The 17,005-nt window shown below is 44.9% G+C and carries 15 protein-coding genes; 10 read left to right on the top strand and 5 right to left on the bottom strand.

All coding sequences use genetic code 11. From position 1 onward, the window contains the following. Window positions 1-45 precede the first annotated feature (45 nt). The 3 genes from ACF8OV_RS19350 to ACF8OV_RS19340 form a co-directional block, all read right to left on the bottom strand. The gene (locus tag ACF8OV_RS19350) at window positions 46-660 is read right to left on the bottom strand and encodes a LysE family translocator (RefSeq protein ID WP_005463452.1); all 615 of its coding nucleotides are present in this window, start codon (window positions 658-660) and stop codon (window positions 46-48) included. A 93-nt stretch (window positions 661-753) separates the two neighbouring features. Next, window positions 754-1,668 (bottom strand): LysR family transcriptional regulator, encoded by a 915-nt coding sequence (locus ACF8OV_RS19345; RefSeq protein ID WP_017447356.1) that lies wholly within the window; start codon window positions 1,666-1,668, stop codon window positions 754-756. 19 nt (window positions 1,669-1,687) lie between these two features. Further along, a complete protein-coding gene (locus tag ACF8OV_RS19340; protein ID WP_005463448.1) occupies window positions 1,688-2,143 on the bottom strand; it encodes an Lrp/AsnC family transcriptional regulator in 456 nt (151 codons plus the stop codon). A gap of 212 nt (window positions 2,144-2,355) precedes the next feature. Here ACF8OV_RS19340 and yjeH point away from each other — a divergent pair, with 212 nt between their 5' ends. Then, window positions 2,356-3,618: an L-methionine/branched-chain amino acid transporter gene (gene yjeH / locus ACF8OV_RS19335; RefSeq protein ID WP_020838064.1), complete on the top strand. Its 1,263-nt coding sequence runs from the start codon at window positions 2,356-2,358 to the stop codon at window positions 3,616-3,618. Between the two features lie 2 nt (window positions 3,619-3,620). Here yjeH and ACF8OV_RS19330 read toward each other — a convergent pair whose 3' ends face one another. Continuing rightward, window positions 3,621-5,057, bottom strand: a complete 1,437-nt coding sequence (locus tag ACF8OV_RS19330; RefSeq protein WP_274055990.1) for a PLP-dependent aminotransferase family protein — start codon at window positions 5,055-5,057, stop codon at window positions 3,621-3,623. A 110-nt stretch (window positions 5,058-5,167) separates the two neighbouring features. Between ACF8OV_RS19330 and ACF8OV_RS19325 the strand changes: the two genes are divergently transcribed. The 5 genes from ACF8OV_RS19325 to ACF8OV_RS19305 all read left to right on the top strand — a co-directional run bounded on the left by ACF8OV_RS19325 (window position 5,168) and on the right by ACF8OV_RS19305 (window position 12,193). Next, window positions 5,168-5,839 carry a pyridoxamine 5'-phosphate oxidase family protein gene (locus ACF8OV_RS19325; protein ID WP_025625853.1) on the top strand — a complete coding sequence of 224 codons (672 nt, stop codon included), beginning with the start codon at window positions 5,168-5,170 and terminating at the stop codon, window positions 5,837-5,839. A gap of 159 nt (window positions 5,840-5,998) precedes the next feature. Continuing rightward, window positions 5,999-7,321: an AarF/ABC1/UbiB kinase family protein gene (locus ACF8OV_RS19320; protein WP_060658769.1), complete on the top strand. Its 1,323-nt coding sequence runs from the start codon at window positions 5,999-6,001 to the stop codon at window positions 7,319-7,321. 186 nt (window positions 7,322-7,507) lie between these two features. Beyond that, window positions 7,508-8,854 carry a magnesium transporter gene (locus tag ACF8OV_RS19315; protein WP_020838068.1) on the top strand — a complete coding sequence of 449 codons (1,347 nt, stop codon included), beginning with the start codon at window positions 7,508-7,510 and terminating at the stop codon, window positions 8,852-8,854. An 813-nt stretch (window positions 8,855-9,667) separates the two neighbouring features. Next, on the top strand, window positions 9,668-10,906 hold the full coding sequence (codB, locus tag ACF8OV_RS19310) for a cytosine permease (RefSeq protein ID WP_020838069.1): 1,239 nt from the start codon (window positions 9,668-9,670) through the stop codon (window positions 10,904-10,906). 9 nt (window positions 10,907-10,915) lie between these two features. Further along, complete coding sequence (locus tag ACF8OV_RS19305) at window positions 10,916-12,193, top strand: cytosine deaminase (protein ID WP_140097627.1); 1,278 nt, start codon at window positions 10,916-10,918, stop codon at window positions 12,191-12,193. 59 nt (window positions 12,194-12,252) lie between these two features. On the opposite strand, the gene ACF8OV_RS19300 is transcribed toward ACF8OV_RS19305, so the two are convergent. Continuing rightward, complete coding sequence (locus tag ACF8OV_RS19300; protein WP_005463425.1) at window positions 12,253-12,435, bottom strand: hypothetical protein; 183 nt, start codon at window positions 12,433-12,435, stop codon at window positions 12,253-12,255. Between the two features lie 433 nt (window positions 12,436-12,868). On the opposite strand from ACF8OV_RS19300, the gene ACF8OV_RS19295 reads away from it, so the two are divergent. The 4 genes from ACF8OV_RS19295 (at window position 12,869) to ACF8OV_RS19280 (ending at window position 17,001) form a co-directional block, all read left to right on the top strand. Continuing rightward, window positions 12,869-13,507 carry an HD domain-containing protein gene (locus ACF8OV_RS19295; protein ID WP_203504474.1) on the top strand — a complete coding sequence of 213 codons (639 nt, stop codon included), beginning with the start codon at window positions 12,869-12,871 and terminating at the stop codon, window positions 13,505-13,507. Next, complete coding sequence (locus ACF8OV_RS19290; RefSeq protein ID WP_005463422.1) at window positions 13,508-14,266, top strand: helix-turn-helix transcriptional regulator; 759 nt, start codon at window positions 13,508-13,510, stop codon at window positions 14,264-14,266. It begins immediately after the preceding gene. A 146-nt stretch (window positions 14,267-14,412) separates the two neighbouring features. Next, the gene (locus ACF8OV_RS19285; protein WP_274055992.1) at window positions 14,413-16,266 is read left to right on the top strand and encodes an MFS transporter; all 1,854 of its coding nucleotides are present in this window, start codon (window positions 14,413-14,415) and stop codon (window positions 16,264-16,266) included. Window positions 16,267-16,383: 117 nt separating this feature from the next. Beyond that, complete coding sequence (locus ACF8OV_RS19280) at window positions 16,384-17,001, top strand: hypothetical protein (RefSeq protein WP_015313450.1); 618 nt, start codon at window positions 16,384-16,386, stop codon at window positions 16,999-17,001. Window positions 17,002-17,005: the final 4 nt, after the last annotated feature.

Below are 17,005 nucleotides of genomic sequence, written 5' to 3'. Positions count from 1 at the left end.
TTATTGGCTGCCTTTGGGTTTGTTATATCGAGTGTCTTGAAAGTCCTAAACCGTAACCACCACTCTTAGTGCTAAGAGCATAAGCACAACGCCAGATAGTCGGTCAATGAGAACCGCTTTGGAGCGAATTTTATCGACCACTCTGGAGCTTGATAACACCAAAGTAATAAAGGTGTACCACAAGCCATCGACAACAAAAGGGGTCGCAACAATGATCATTTGGTTACTCAGATCATTTCCAAGCGCGACAAACTGGCTAAACAAAGCAATAAAGAACAGTGCAATTTTAGGACTTAGAATAGAGATAAGGAAACCTTCTCTAGCAGATTGAAGTACGGTCGTTTCCTCACCAGATTCCAACTTGGCGGCCACTCCACCTTTGGATCGCAGCGCGTTAAAACCTAAGTAAGCCAAATAAGCTGCGCCCGCTAAACTGATGGTTTTGAACAGCATTGGGCTCTGCTGCAGCACAACCGCAAGACCGATCAACGTGATAAACGCATAAATCCCGATCCCAAAAGCATGCGCCCATGCCGTTGCCAAACCATTCATTCGTCCACCAGCCAAAGCATGTTTAGCAACGATCGCTAAGCTAGGCCCTGGCGACATAGCCCCTAATAAACAGACTGTAAAAAGTGATAACCAAACTGTTAGTGTCATAAAAATCTCCCCTCTTTGACGTTAATTTATCAATAGAGGTGATATAAACTGAAATCAAAGTTAATCATGAAAGTCATGATTGAAACTCATAGTCTAGTGAATAGAGTATTCTGATTGCTGCATAACGCTTTGCATCGTTTCCCGTATCCAACGATGCGCAGGATCGTTATCGTACTTTGGATGCCACATCAGCCAGTATTGATGGATTTGAGTATCAAATGGCAGAGGTTTATGTGCCAAACTCCAATGCTTAGCGAGGTTCACCGCGATATGCTCAGGGACGACCATCAAATGTTCACTTGAGACTAGGCGATTAACCGCCGCCGAGAAAAATGGGACTTTAAATGTGATATGTCGCGCCAACCCCATCTCTTTTAAAACCGTGTCGGTGCTTGAATCTTTATCGCCACCACCCGTGACTTTTATGTGCGAATAGCTGAGTAAAGCATCCACCGTTAGCTCTTTACAACTCGCTAGCGGGTGTGACGCTTTCATCAAACACACCGAGGTATCAGAACCAATGTTCACGCTTGAAACGCCTTCTGGTTTTGAAGGGTACATGGACGATGCGATGTGGATACCCAGTTCATGCAACTTATCGAGAAAATCTGGTTGCCATAAGCGATAAGCCATATCCAGTTGCGGCGCGAGTTGACTGAAATGAGAAGCGATATCTGGAAGGACGTACTGAGCAACATAGTCACTAGACGCGACAACTAACTCACCTTGCCAATCTGCCGGTTCGAACGGTTTATCATCAAGCAGATGATCAAACTCAGACAGCAAATCATCAAGTTTAGCTTTTAACGCTAACGCTCGAGGTGTGGGTATGAGCAAGTTCCCCTGACGGACAAGTAATGGATCGCCACAAAGCTCTCTCAGCTGGGCTAATTGACGGCTGACCGCAGATTGAGTTACGTGCAAGCGCTCGGCAGTGCGACTTACATGACACTCCTCAAGCAGCACATGCAATGATCTCAGCAGATTTAAATTGATGTTGTTTAACATTCTCGATCCACTTGATGCTTCACTTTACGAACTTGTTTCCGGTCGTATTAAAAAACTCGGTCAGAACCGTATGCGTCATCAAATGACGCAGTTCAGGAAAGCGTTGAATTTGATCTCGGATTTCATTGAGCCGATTCATGTTAGGGACTTCCACAAATACCATCATGTCAGTTTCGCCGCTGATTGCATGGCACCATTTCACACCATCAATTTTATACAACTCATCAGCATAGGATTCACAGTAGTAAGATGATATGGATGTGTCGAATTTCAATGCGAAGTAGGCACAGATCGAATCCCCCTCTGGAGGCGCAATTTCAGCGTGATAACCTAAGATGACTTTGTCATTTTCTAACTTGCGAATGCGAGCCGTGACGGCTGAGCGAGATAAATTGACCTTCTCCGCAATCTCGGTGACCGACAACCGCGCGTTATGCCGGAGGATATCAATGATCTTGTGATCAAATTTGTCCATAAATATACCAAGCTTCCCTTAATTTTCTTATTCTATACCGATTCTAAATGCATAAGAAACCAACATTTTGTTGGATTTATTTAAAACAACCGTCATATTGACGGTGAACAAGCGCATTTTGTTTTTTGGAGTTCAGATATTCTATCTTCAACCCAAAGTCCAATTAAGGCGCAGCATGGAACGCGCACTTAAATAAAACCTCCGAGAAACGCATGGAACAGCTAAAAAAAGACATCTCTCTTATCTCCGGTATCGCCCAGTTGTCCACAACCTTGATGGGAACAGGCTTGTTTATGATTCCCGCTATCGCGGCAGGAATCGCTGGCCATTTTTCTTTGTGGGCTTGGGTCCTTTTATTCATCGCGATTTGTCCAATTGCGCTGACTTTTGCCCAACTTGGTAAGCGCTACCCGAATGCTGGCGGCACGGCATTCTTTGTGCGTCAAGCTTTTAACTCGAGATTGGAAAGCAGCGTCGCTTGGCTATTTGTCAGTGTGATTCCCGTTGGCGTACCTGCCGCGATTGCTCTTGCAGCAGGTTTTCTTCAACAACTGCTTCCTACTCCAATCAACAACCACTTATTTGCGCAAGTATTGACGGTTTTTCTGCTCATCTTGGTCAACCTATTGGGCACCAAATCATCAGGGCGCTTGCAAACCATCATCGCATTGAGTGTTTTTGCTTTGGTTGGTGCATTTTTGTTTAAAGGCGAAATCAATAGCGCAGATCTTTCAATGCCTACTCTCACAACAGAGTCCATTTGGCCTATCACCGCGGCACTTGGCGTGATGTTCTGGTGCTTTGTTGGCATCGAAGCCTTCGCTCACATGGGCGAAGAATTTAAGAATCCGCAACGGGACTTCCCAATCGCGATTATCGTCGGCTGTTTTGTTGCTGGTGCAACTTACTGGGCTTGTTCTGTTGTCATCTTAAAGTTTGGTGCTTATGGCAGCGCACAATTCGATAATGCTTCCATCCCTTGGTTAAGCGCCCATTTATTGGGAGATAGCGCAAAGTGGCTCATCAGTATCATCGGATTTTCTGCGTGCTTTGCCAGCGTTAACTTATATACCCAAAGCCTATCAAGAATGGTTTGGGCTCAAGCGCGCGAACATCGTCCAAACAGTCCACTGGCTAAAATTTCGCGTAGAGGCGTACCTTCATCAGCAACGGTTTTAGTCGGTGCGGTGCTACTTGCGTCTTGTGTGATTGGGTCGTTATCCAAACTCGATTTAGAGTTTTTCCTAAAGCTGGCCAACAGTATTTTTGTTTTGGTTTATCTATTGGCAATGCTAGCTGCATACAAATTGCTGCACGGACTAGGAAAAGCCCTCGCGGCGATTTCTTTAGTGTTATGTACAGGCGTGTTCATCTGTTTAGGTTGGTCTATGCTTTACGCTCTTGGCATTTTTGCGCTGCTCTCTCTGCCGTGGAAACAATGGCGACAAAAACGACACTCGAGCATTGTCGAATAACTTCAGACGTCAAATAGCTCAAAGAGGCGTTTAATCAACGGGTCAATGTTATCCAGACGAACATTCCCATATCCGATCACGACGCCCTGCCAATCTCGTGCTTTAAAATCGGGATGCTCATAAAAACTAACAGGGCGCATCATGATGCCCGCCTTTTTGGCTCGTTGCGTCCACGTGTTTTCATCAATCCCTTGTTGCCAGCTCAACGTAACGTGCAGCCCCGCCGCTTGACTGATAACTCGAACTTTGTCACCAAAATAATGCTGAATAGAGAAACAGACTTGTTCGTGCTTCGACTTGTACACTCGCCTCATTTTACGAATATGTCGCAGCAAGCTTCCTTCTGAGATAAAGTCCGCCATCGCGGCTTGAATATGACTTGGTGTATCACCACTAAGTGCGTCTTTCACCATCAAACATTTATCTACCAGCGATTCAGGCACAACGAGATAGCCAAGCCTCAAACCATTAAACATGACTTTACTAAAAGAGCCGATGTATAACACTCGCTCGTCTCGGCCCATTTGTGCGGCTAACCCTTGCAAACTGGTGTATGGACGATGTGCAAATTGGAATTCACTGTCGTAGTCATCTTCAAGAATCCAAGCCTCTTGGTTCGATGCCCACTCAATGATTTGTGCTCGCTGCTCAGTGTTTAAAGTCGTCCCCATCGGATATTGGTTACTTGGCGTGATATAGAGTGCATCTGCAGTACTTTTCGTGACGGAATCAATATCAAAACCCATTTTTTGTCTTACGAATAACGGTTCAAATTGATATTGCTGAAACAGGATCAACTTGCGCATCTGCGCATAACCTGGCTGTTCCATTAGCACTCTACTTCCTGACGTTAATGTTGCCATGGTGGCGATACACAACGCTTGCTGCGCGCCTGACGTGATGATGATTCGACTAGGCGTGCAGTTCACTGAACGGCTCGACGCCAAGTAATCCGACAAAGCGCATCGAAGCTCCCAGCTACCTTGAATGTCTTGATTGCCTAGCAGACACGTACGGGATAAGTGACGATTGAGATATTTTTGCCACAAAGCGGTTGTAAAAAGCGATAAATCGGGTACACCAGGCGCGAAACTCGCATTCACATCCAACGCCGCTGGCGGAAGGTTGGCAGCTTGAGTTGGCAACTTTTCAGGCAAGTATTGTTCTGGCAACTCAACAGCAACAAAAAAACCAGAGCCACGCTGGCTGACCAAGTACCCTTCAGCAACTAACTGTTCGTAGGCAGAAATCACCGTGTTGCGGCTAAGGTTCAACTCTTGTGCCAGTTTACGAGTCGACGGTAGCTTGCCGTTCTTGGGCCAAAGCCCTCGAACAATCTTATCCCTTATTGCAAAAAATACAGACTGCTGGCGCGTACCGCGGCCTGTTTTTACGCACAAATCACCCACATCGATTAACGACAAATTGGATCCATCCATAGTTTAAAAGTGGCTCTCTCTAAGCTACCAGTTAAACGCTACATTGCAACGACACGCTTAGGAAAAAAATGACTATTTCTCATTACTGTGAGTTGGTTAGGGAGACCACCATGCTATCGAATACAAAAAGAACAGAAATAAAAAAAGGCGCTCATAAAGCGGTGACTGAAGTTGAAAAGCTGCACACGATTATTGATGAAAGCCTAATTGCCCATATTGCAATCACCAACGAGTCAGGGCCAGTGGTTATCCCTATGTTAGCTTGGCGCGTCGATGATTTTGTATACATCCACGGCGCAAATAACAGCCGACTGTTACGCTCCCTCAAACAAGGCCAACCGACATGTCTCACCTTCACCTTGTTTGATGGTTGGGTATTGGCGCGTTCCGCATTTCACCACAGCGCGCATTATCGCAGTGCGGTTGTGTTTGGTCAGTTTGAAACTGTTGAAAACAATCAGGAAAAAGATCGTTTACTGAACCACTTTCTCGAACAAATCGCGCCGGGAAGAACAGAACATGTCCGTTTGAGTAACGAGAAAGAGCTCAGCGCCACCATGCTTCTGCGTATTTCTTTAGAGGAAGCATCGGTAAAAATCAGTCGTTTTGGTGTCAACGACGACGCTCAAGATATGGATATTCCGGTTTGGGCGGGGGTACTGCCATATCGAACCGTCGTGGGGCCTCTTGAACCATGTTCGGATTTGTATGAAGGCATCGAAGAACCCGATTACAGCAGCGCCTATCCTAACCGCTGGTACGCTTCGGAGAAACTCAGCTAAGAGCTCCTGTTGTTAACCCTCTCACTTTTGCTAACGCTCTCAATAGCAACTTTCACCCACTCTCGTAAATCACCGCTGGTCCTGCCCGCGGTGCTCGTAACTTTGTATCCAAAGGCTTCAATTTCCCGTATAACAAACCATGAGCAATAGGAGAGAGTTATGTCGGGAAAGGAAAGAAACCTACCAACACACCGTATTTCTAGATTCAGCAAATTTGCCTCGCTTGCAACAAGAGTTGCGGGCAATGTTATTGCTGAAGGCACCAAGCAAATCGCCAAAGGCAACCGACCGAAAGCAAAAGACCTTTTGCTCACCCCTCAAAATATTGCACGACTGACCGATCAACTGGCGCACTTACGCGGCGCAGCCATGAAACTTGGTCAAATGCTGTCGATGGATGCCGGAGATATTCTTGAACCGGAGTTGGCCGAGATTTTAGCCAGATTGCGTTCAAACGCCGATCCAATGCCATCAAAGCAGCTCAACAGCGTGATGGTAAATGCACTTGGTGAACAGTGGAAATCCGCGTTTCTTGCTTTCAACTTCAAACCTATTGCGAGTGCATCCATAGGGCAAGTTCACCAAGCCTACAGCGATGCTGGCGATAATTTGGCAGTAAAAGTGCAATATCCCGGTATCAGAAAGAGCATCGACAGCGACGTCGATAATGTCGGTACGCTTTTGAAAATTGTTGGCCTTATCCCTGAGTCAGTTGACTATAAAGGACTGTTGGAAGAGGCGAAAAAACAGCTGCACGACGAAGCCAATTATGAGCGAGAAGCTCAGTTTGCCTGTAGATATCATGCTGCTCTACAAGACCATCCGCATTTTGTGGTACCAAAAATCTACCCGGAAATTTCATCCCAATCCGTTCTGGCTATGTCGTTCATTCAAGGGACGCCCATAGAGAAAATCGCAAACTACGATCAAGAAACTCGCGACTTTGTAATGCACAATTTGTTGGAACTGCTGTTTAAAGAACTGTTCGAATTCAAAATGGTGCAAACCGATCCAAACTTCGCAAACTACCTCTATCTTGAACAAAGTAAACAAATCGGGCTGTTAGATTTTGGCGCAACTCGCGAATACAGTGAACGTTTTAGTTCCGGTTATCGCCAAGCCTTTTCATCTGTCGTGAACGATGACGAACAAGGGCTCAACGATGCTTTAGAGCAAATAGGCTTTTTCGCCCAAAGCATCAAACCAGAACAGAGAATGGCGATTTTAGATTTGGTCAAAATGGCATGCGAACCCATGCTAATTGATGAAGCTTATGACTTTAAAGCCAGCGGACTGGCGCAAAAACTGCGAGAAGCTGGAACAATTCTGAGTATGGAGCAAGATTATTGGCATACCCCACCAGCCGATGCCATATTCTTGCACCGAAAAATTGGTGGCATGTATTTGCTCGCCGCTCGAATCGGTGCAAAAGTAAACATTCGTCGATTAGTGCAACCATATCTCAAGATCAATAGTGGATAGCCTATTGTTTTTCTGTCACTTTCAAGTACCTTGAGCAGTTATTCTGCGTCATCAACAGCCCACTTTATTGAGATTTATTGACTATGGTTAATGAACATAAGGTCAATAAGCAAAGTTAGCTGGCTGATTTGTCACGTATGACGCCACAACTTTATCCATGAAAACGAATTAACTATCGGGGGCTCGGTGAGCAAGTTTCAAGATCTCTCCACTCTAATCCAACAAATTGGCCAAGCCGAAGAATCGGATCAAGTCGCAACGCTCAATGAATCTATCGAAGCGGGTCTCGAACCCGGCGCGGTTGCGCTGATCCTCGAAGCTTTCCCTATCGAAGACCGTGTTCGGTTATGGAGAGCATTGCCGTTAGAACTTCATATCGACGTTTTGACAGAGATGCGTGCCGATGTACGTTTCTCTATCATCAATGCGTTATCTGAAGTCGAACTGAAACTCACCCTCGCTAAACTCGACAACTTATCGTTGATCGAATGGGCAGACTCGTTACCAGAGGCCATCATCAATGAAGCGCTCGCTTTAATTGAAAAAGACGAGCTTGAACTGTACGACCAAGCGAATGAATATGAAGACGATGAGCTAGGTCGCTGGGCGGAGCGTAAAATCATTACGCTGCCGTTCAATATAACGGTTGGAACCGCAAAGCAGTTGATGGAACGCTACAGCTACGATACGCCGCAGCAAGTGTACCTGATTAACCGAAACAAACAGTTCCGTGGCGCAGTAAACTATTACGAGATCTTAAGAAGTGATTCAGGCGTGCGTTTGAAAACACTTGAGATTGAAACCGTTACCGTGTTGGACAGCAAAATGACACTGCCAGAAGCGGTAGAGGCGTTAGAGCATAGCGCCCTACCCGCGCTCCCCGTAACAGATGCTGACCAAACTCTCATTGGTGAGGTCGATTGGCAATTTGCATTAAGTACTCAACGAGAAATCTACGAAGCGCGCTTAATGGCCGGTACTGGTATGGATGAAGGCGATGACTTATTTGCGCCAGTACTAAAAAGCTCACAAAAACGTGGCGTGTGGTTGGGAATCAATTTGCTGACTGCAATTTTAGCCTCTGTCACTATCGGACTGTTTGAAGATGTGATTGCTCAAGTGGTGGCTTTGGCCGTGCTCATGCCAATCGTTGCATCGATGGGTGGCATCGCGGGCAGCCAAACGCTCACTCTGATGGTTCGTGCGATGGCGCTTAATCAGATCACTCCAGGTAACCGTTTCAAGCTATTGAAAAATGAACTGGGTATTGGCTCTCTGAACGGCATTGCTTGGGCACTGATTATCGGCGGGTTAGCCGGATTGTGGTTCCAATCGCCAGTTTTAGGCGGAACCATCGCACTGGCCATTATCGTCAACATTATTACCGCAGCTTTGTTTGGCGTGTTGATACCCATTATTCTGGATAAGTTCAAATTGGATCCAGCCTTAGCAGGCTCGGTTATTCTAACGACAGTGACAGATGTGGTTGGTTTTTTCGCCTTTTTGGGAACGGCGAGTTTAGTCATGCTCTAAAAAGCCCACTGTTTATTAATCAATCATTAGCATAATAGAGACAAATTGCATAACGCACTTGCAAATTGCAAAAACATTCAAAGTTTAAGCAACATATGTCACAGAAACCACGATTTTCGGGCATATAAAAGTTGGCACAGTAACTGCATTATATAAATTGACCCTTCTTAAGCCGAGGGTCACCTAGCCAACTGACGTTGTTAGTGAACTTGATTTTGTTCACATGTATATAAGCCAATCGCACTCTTTGCGGTTGGCTATTTTTTTATGCGGCTACTGCTCTCCTTTATCCTCCGACCGATCTCTATTGTACTTATCTTGCCCTCAACCGACTGTTTACTGTTTACTGTTTATAAAATTCAAAATTTCCTTCAATAAACCATCAGAAATACCGACTTCAACAAAAACAAACTACCTAACATAAATAAAACCAAGAAAACACACCAAAAAAAGAACAAATAACGCCCAAACCAAAACACTCATCATGAAATCGTTTTCTTTTCATAGAAATCGACTGAACAATCTAGAGTTATAGATAAATTTTATCCATAAGCACAAATAGTAGTAAAAAACATTCATTTCACGCAGAAAACTCGTCAAGAAATCATAAAAACACACGTAAAAATACATTTTTCATTTTTAGAACAACTCATTCAACTTATTGTTATTTAACAATAAAAAATACAAACGAAACCAAGTAAACGTTTAAATTTCAATTTTATCATTGACTATCGAATTTACATCACGATAATACGCGCCGTTTACCTGAAAATCAGGTGCTATAATTTAATCTTTTACTTTGCGGAGGTAATAATGGCTGGAGACAATAACTACAGTCTTGGACCAGTTCCCAACACGGCCAGAAAAGGCGTGGCGTCACTAACCATGGTGATGTTAGGACTCACTTTTTTCTCCGCAAGTATGTGGACAGGTGGTTCTCTCGGTACTGGGCTCTCCTTTAATGATTTTTTCCTCGCTGTTCTCATCGGTAACCTAATCCTCGGTATTTACACTTCTTTCCTCGGTTACATCGGCGCTTCTACTGGTCTCTCTACTCACCTTCTTGCTCGTTTCTCTTTTGGTTCTAAAGGCTCTTGGCTTCCTTCTGCTCTTCTTGGCGGCACTCAAGTTGGGTGGTTTGGAGTTGGTGTCGCGATGTTTGCGATTCCGGTGCATAAAGCAACGGGCATCGATACCAATACTTTGATCCTTGTCTCCGGTTTGCTCATGACCGCGACCGTTTACTTTGGAATCTCAGCACTGATGGTGCTGTCAGCAATCGCCGTTCCTGCTATTGCGCTACTTGGCGGTTACTCTGTCGTAGAAGCAGTAAATAGCGTTGGCGGTATTAGCGAACTACAACAAGTTCAACCAACCGAACCACTCGACTTTTCAATGGCTCTCGCGATGGTTGTAGGCTCTTTTGTTAGTGCAGGCACATTAACGGCAGATTTCGTACGCTTTGGCAAAAAGCCGCGCAGCGCCGTGATGATCACCATGGTGGCATTTTTCATCGGTAACTCGTTAATGTTTATCTTTGGCGCGGCAGGTGCGTCGGTGACTGGTCAATCAGACATCTCTGAAGTGATGATTGCGCAAGGTTTATTGATTCCTGCCATCATCGTACTTGGGTTAAACATTTGGACGACCAACGACAACGCGCTCTACGCATCAGGTCTTGGATTTTCCAACATCACAGGCTTACCAAGTAAATACATCTCGATGGCGAACGGTCTTGTTGGCACACTTTGCGCTCTCTGGCTCTACAATAACTTTGTTGGCTGGCTGACCTTCTTATCGTTGGCAATTCCACCGATTGGCGGCGTGATCATCGCTGACTTCTTCACGAACCGTAAACGCTACGCAAACTTTGAAGCCGCCCAGTTCCAAAGCGTAAACTGGGCTGGCATTATCGCTGTAGCGATTGGCGTTGGTGCGGGACACTTCCTTCCTGGCGTAGTACCGATTAACGCTGTACTTGGCGGCGCAATTAGCTTCCTAATTCTTAATCCTATTCTCAACAAAAAAGCACTGGCTACACAGCCAGCGTAAGGAACCATCATGACAACACTACTGATCAAAAACGTAACGCTAAAAGGACAAGAAGGTCTGCAGCAAATTTTGATTGAAGATGGTCAATTCAAGCGCATTGAAAGCAACGATGTGGAGCTTAATCACAACGGTGACACCATAGATGCTGAAGGCGGCATGGCGGTTGCACCTTTCTGCGAGCCACACATTCACCTAGATACAACGCAAACCGCCGGCGAGCCAAGCTGGAACATATCTGGCACATTGTTTGAGGGTATTGAACGTTGGGCTGAGCGCAAAGAAATGCTGTCGATTGAAGACGTGAAAGCGCGCGCAAAACAAACCTTAAAATGGCAGATCGCAAACGGCGTACAACACGTTCGTACTCACGTCGATGTTTCTGATCCAACACTTATTGCTCTCAAAGCGATGCTAGAAGTACGTGAAGAGATGAAAGAATGGGTAGACATCCAAATCGTCGCCTTCCCGCAGGAAGGTATTCTCTCTTACCCAAATGGCAAAGAGCTGCTAGAAGAAGCCGTCAAATTTGGGGCGGACGTGATTGGCGCGATTCCACACTTTGAATTCACACGCGAATATGGCATTGAATCGCTGCACTACGTGTTCGAATTAGCGCAAAAATACGACCGTCTGATCGACGTACATTGTGATGAAATCGATGACGAGCAATCTCGCTTCGCTGAAACACTGGCAGCATTAGCGCACAAGTTTGATATGGGGAATAAAGTCACGGCAAGCCACACAACGGCAATGGGTTCCTACAACGGTGCGTATGCATCTCGCCTGTTCCGTTTATTACGCATGTCCGGTATCAACTTCGTGGCAAACCCATTGGTGAACATTCACTTACAAGGCCGCTTTGATGATTACCCAAAACGTCGCGGCGTAACACGAGTGAAAGAGATGCTAAATGCAAACATCAACGTTTGCTTTGGACACGATGACGTATTCGACCCATGGTATCCACTTGGTACAGCAAACATGCTGCAAGTGCTGCACATGGGCCTGCATGTATGTCAGGTCATGGGTTACGAGCAAATTAATCACTCACTCGATCTCATCAGCACCAACTCAGCGCGTACATTGAACATTCAAGACAAGTACGGAATTGAAGAAGGCAAACCAGGTAGCCTACTGATTCTTCCTGCTGAAAATGGCTTTGATGCAGTACGTCGCCAAGTACCTGTTCGTTACTCGGTTCGTCACGGTAAAGTCATTGCAGAAACACAACCTGCGACAACTCGTATTCATCTTGAACAACCAGAACAAGTGACGTTCAAGCGCTAAAGTTCTTAAAAAGACTGACCGAAACGAAAAGGGCCTGACTATTTAGTCAGACCCTTTTACTATTTTTTAGTACGTTGCGTTAATTGTCTTCGACAACTAATGATGTTTCTGATCATGGATGGACTATTACCCAGATAAACAACATGCCCTTCTTCATCAACGACCGCGGGTACCACTTTTAAGCCTTTCATATCTGCGCCATTTTCGACCAGTTTACGCTCTAGCTCATATAAATCCTGCATATCATCGACTCAGTTAACTCACCATTTGCGCGGAATCCTATCGCTCTGAAAGTAAAAATATCATGATCAAGATTACAAAAACCACACTAAACAACTATAAAAATGGAATTGAGATCACTCAAAAATGCAATCTATAGACCCAAGTTTTCTGTGCTACTGAGTCACATTTATAAAATTAATGACTCATAGAAACACTGATAAAAATGTCTGTTTGAAATAGTCTTGTCTGGAGAGAAACCTTCGGAAAGTTCAGTCATTTCACTGCTTATTAACCTTTCAAATGGAATCAGTGACAGCGCTCTTAATCCCACTTCTTGACATCACTCAGATATTCAACAATCTGGTGGCTAATTCTCAATTACACCATCGCACTTGGAAATTCTTCTTAGCGTTGGGCATACTTCTGGCTTCATTTTAGTTGTAGATATTAACCATGACGTCATTAAGCCAGTTTGAGCCGCTGTTTTTGGAATTTATGCAGCAAGAGATGCAAGTTGATACGGCCCATGATATTGAACACGTAAAACGCGTGGTCAAAACAGCGAAACAGCTCTGCGACGAGGAAAATGCAGACATAGCCATTGTGTTACCAGCAGCTTATTTGCATGACTGTTTCACCTACCCGAAAGATCATCCAAATCGCAAGCAGAGCTCTGCAATTGCAGCCAAAAAAGCCATCGCGTATTTAGAGAGTATTCAATACCCTCAGCACTACCATGATGCCATCGCTCATGCGATAGAGGCGCACAGCTTTAGCGCCAACATCAGGCCAAACACGTTGGAAGCACAAATCGTCCAAGATGCTGATCGTCTGGACGCTTTAGGCGCAATTGGCGTTACGCGATGCATTCAAGTCAGCACTCATTTCAACGCTCAGCTTTACAACGATAACGACATGTTTGCTAAAGAGCGCGAACTCAACGACAAGCAATTCACCGTAGATCATTTCCAAACCAAGTTGTTTAAAATTGTCGACACCATGAACACGGAGTCTGCAAAACTTGAAGCCAATAAACGGAAAGCCTTTATGCAAACGTACCTGAAGCAGTTGCACGATGAGGTGACCGCATAAATGTCTGAAAGCTATACGTTAATTAAAGAGCTTAAACGCCAGCTAAAGTCAGCAGGGCTGCATTATGTCGATGTTGCACAACACCTTGATTTAAGTGAAGGAAGCGTCAAACGTTTACTCGCTGAAGGTCAACACATTAGCCTTGAGCGCTTAGAACGAATTTGCCAATTGATTGGTTTAGAAATGGCGGAACTGTTTAAGCTCGCGGCTGCGCACAATAAAGGTCTAGAGTCGCTAACGTTAGAGCAAGAAAAGCAGCTGGTTGACGATAAAGCCCTGCTGCTCGTGGCGATCTGTGTTGTAAATGGCTATCAGTTTGAACAAATAGTTCAGCAATATACCTTCAATGAGTTGGAACTGGTACAAAAGCTTGCTCATTTGGATCGCCTGAACATCATCGACTTACAGCCAAATAACAAAATTCGTTTGCGTATATCTCCGACATTTAAGTGGCAGATGGGCGGCCCTATTCAACGGTTCTTCCAACAGCAAGTTCAAGACGCCTTTTTCCAAAGCTACTTTTCGGGTGAAGATGAACAGTTGTCCATGGCAACAGGATTGATGAGCGTACCAACCAACAAGAAGCTGCAACAGAAACTGCAAAAGGTCATCGATGAGTTTTATCAGGCTTGCCAAAGTGATAGCTCTCTCGATATGGACGAAAAGCACGGCACCTCTCTGATTATTGCGATGCGTCGCTGGACGTTCCCTCTGTTTGAACCATGGGAAAGAAAACCTACACAGAAGTCTCGAAATTAGTAACTCAATAAACAAATGGAAATGAAAGTAACGCATTTAGTTACTTTTGGTGGCATACAACGTCACTTGAAAGAGAAAGCTGGTTTAATCGTTCATTGAGCATAAAGTGCTCCCATCTCATTCGACTTTGTTTAATCGGAGCCAGCATGTTTTTCTCAAAACGCTTTTTTCCTTACTTTGTGACGCAGTGTCTTGGCGCACTCAATGACAACATCTACAAAAACGTTCTGTTATTGATGGTGACATACAGCCAAATTGATAACTTACCAATATCCGTTAATCTATTTGTTAATTTGGCGGCAGGCTTATTCATCCTACCTTTCTTTCTATTCTCTGCGCATGCTGGTACCGTCGCTGACAGCATGGACAAAGCCAAATTAATCCGACGTCTAAAGCTCATCGAACTGGCTATCATGTCTTGCGCAGCAACCGCTATTGCTACCCAAAGTGCTATGCTGATGCTGGTTCTGCTGTTTATGACAGGCACTCAATCGGCCTATTTTGGTCCCGTAAAATACGCCTTGCTACCACAAGCGCTCAAACCAAATGAGCTTGTTAAAGGAAATGCTTGGGTTGAAATGGGCACGTTCCTTTCGATTCTTATAGGTACGCTTAGCGCAGGCCTGCTGTTAGCCATTCCTAATGGTACCTTGATTGCTTCTTGTGTCGTGATTGCCTTGTCTTTGCTTGGTTTTATGAGCAGTGTGAATATTCCAACGATGCCTAGCCAATCAAATGACAAAGCGAAATTTGAACCGATTTCTGGTTTAAAGAACACGTTAAAAGTGGCAAAAAAACAGAGAGGCATTTGGATGTCTGTTCTAGCCATCAGTTGGTTTTGGTTCATGGGTGCGACTTACCTGACTCAATTCCCTAACTTTGCGCGTGAACATTTGTTTGCAGACAGCACTGTCGTTTCTTTACTGTTGGCATTATTTTCCATTGGTATCGCGACAGGCTCTTGGTTGTGTGAAAAGCTCTCTTTCAACCACGTTGAGCTTGGTATTTTGCCATTCGGTATCCTTGGTCTGACAGTCTTTGGCGTCGACTTGCTATGGGCAGTCCCAAGTTATCCATCACTTCCGGTGCACTTTTATGATGTGCAAAGCTTCGTTGCTGAATCCAAACATCTGCGCGTCATGATTGACCTGTTCCTTGTTGGTGTCAGTGGAGGTGTCTTTATTGTTCCTCTTTATGCGTTCATCCAATCGCGTTCAAACAAAGGGGAATGTGCACGTGCCATTGCTGCTAATAACATCATGAATGCGTTGTTTATGGTGGTGTCTGCTTTGGTTTCGATCGTTGTACTCAGCGTACTAGAGCTTTCTATTGTGGAACTGTTTGCCATGATGGCAATAGGTAACTTCTTCGTGGCAATCTATGTCTATCGTCAAGTACCGGAATTTACACAACGCTTTATCAGTTATTTACTCAGCCATTGTATGTATCGTGTGTCAGTAAAGGGGCGCCAACATATTCCTGAACAAGGTGCTGCGTTAATCGTGGCTAACCATGTTAGCTATGTCGATGCGTTGATTTTGATGGGAACCTCTACGCGCCCGGTTCGTTTTGTGATGGACAAATCCATCAGCGAGCTGCCTGTTCTTAAATATGTTTTCCGTCATGCCGGTGTTATCCCTATCTGCTCTCCACGTAAGTGTGCCGATACTTACCGACGAGCATTTGAACAGATTGAACAAGCGCTTAACGACGGTGAGGTTGTCTGTATCTTCCCTGAGGGTCGTTTAACGTCTAACGGTGAATTGGGTGAGTTTCGCCCTGGAGTGGAAAAAATCCTTGAACGTAACCCTGTTCCTGTCATCCCTATGGCACTAAAAGGGCTTTGGGGTTCTTTTTTCAGCCACAAAGACGGACATGCTCTCACAAAACGACCGACTCGTTTTTGGTCAAAAGTGGATGTTGTTATCGGTGACGTGTTAAGCCCAGCGTCTTTAAATCGTCATCAATTGCAACAACAAGTACAGGATTTACTGGGCTGATACGCTTGCTATACCGATCAAACTTTGCAGCAAAACGTAAATATGCACCACAAAGCACAAGTAGTTCTTTGTTAATTAGAGTAGGATATCTACGACGTCATAAATCTAGGAGGTATTATGAAAATCATCATCTTACATGGTCTTTATATGCATGGTCTGGTCATGCAGCCTCTTAGCCAAAAGCTGCGAAAGCTCGGATACGAAACGCAAGTGCTCAGCTATAACACTGTTGCTATCGATGAGTCTTCACTGTTTGATTCTATTGACCATTCGCTTAATCCACTGACCGCAAACGTGCTCGTGGGGCACAGCTTGGGAGGTTTAATGATTAAGCGCTATCTCGCCAACAGAAAACCAACCACTAGCTTAATCTCTCATGTTGTCGCTATCGGTTCACCTCTTAAAGGCGCGTCCATAGTAGGTCGGATTCAAGATCTCGGATTGGGTGCAATTTTAGGAAACTCACCACATCACGGATTAAACAAACATGATGATGCGTGGGCTTTTCCGCAAAAACTCGGCAGTATCGCAGGAACAGTGCCGATTGGTGCCCGCCCATTGTTGATCCGTAATGACAACACCATGTCGGACGGTACGGTTACCGTAGAAGAGACAAGACTGGACGGTATGCAAGATCATATCGAAGTGAAGCAAACGCATACGAGTCTGATTTACAACACCTTCGTGCCGCAGCAGATTGATCACTTTATTCGCACAGATTATTTCCGTCGATAGCACA

The sequence above is a fragment of the Vibrio sp. GLN_1 genome (assembly GCF_043106015.1).
GTDB classification, from domain to species: domain Bacteria; phylum Pseudomonadota; class Gammaproteobacteria; order Enterobacterales; family Vibrionaceae; genus Vibrio; species Vibrio parahaemolyticus.
This window is presented reverse-complemented; position numbering and strand designations above follow the sequence as displayed.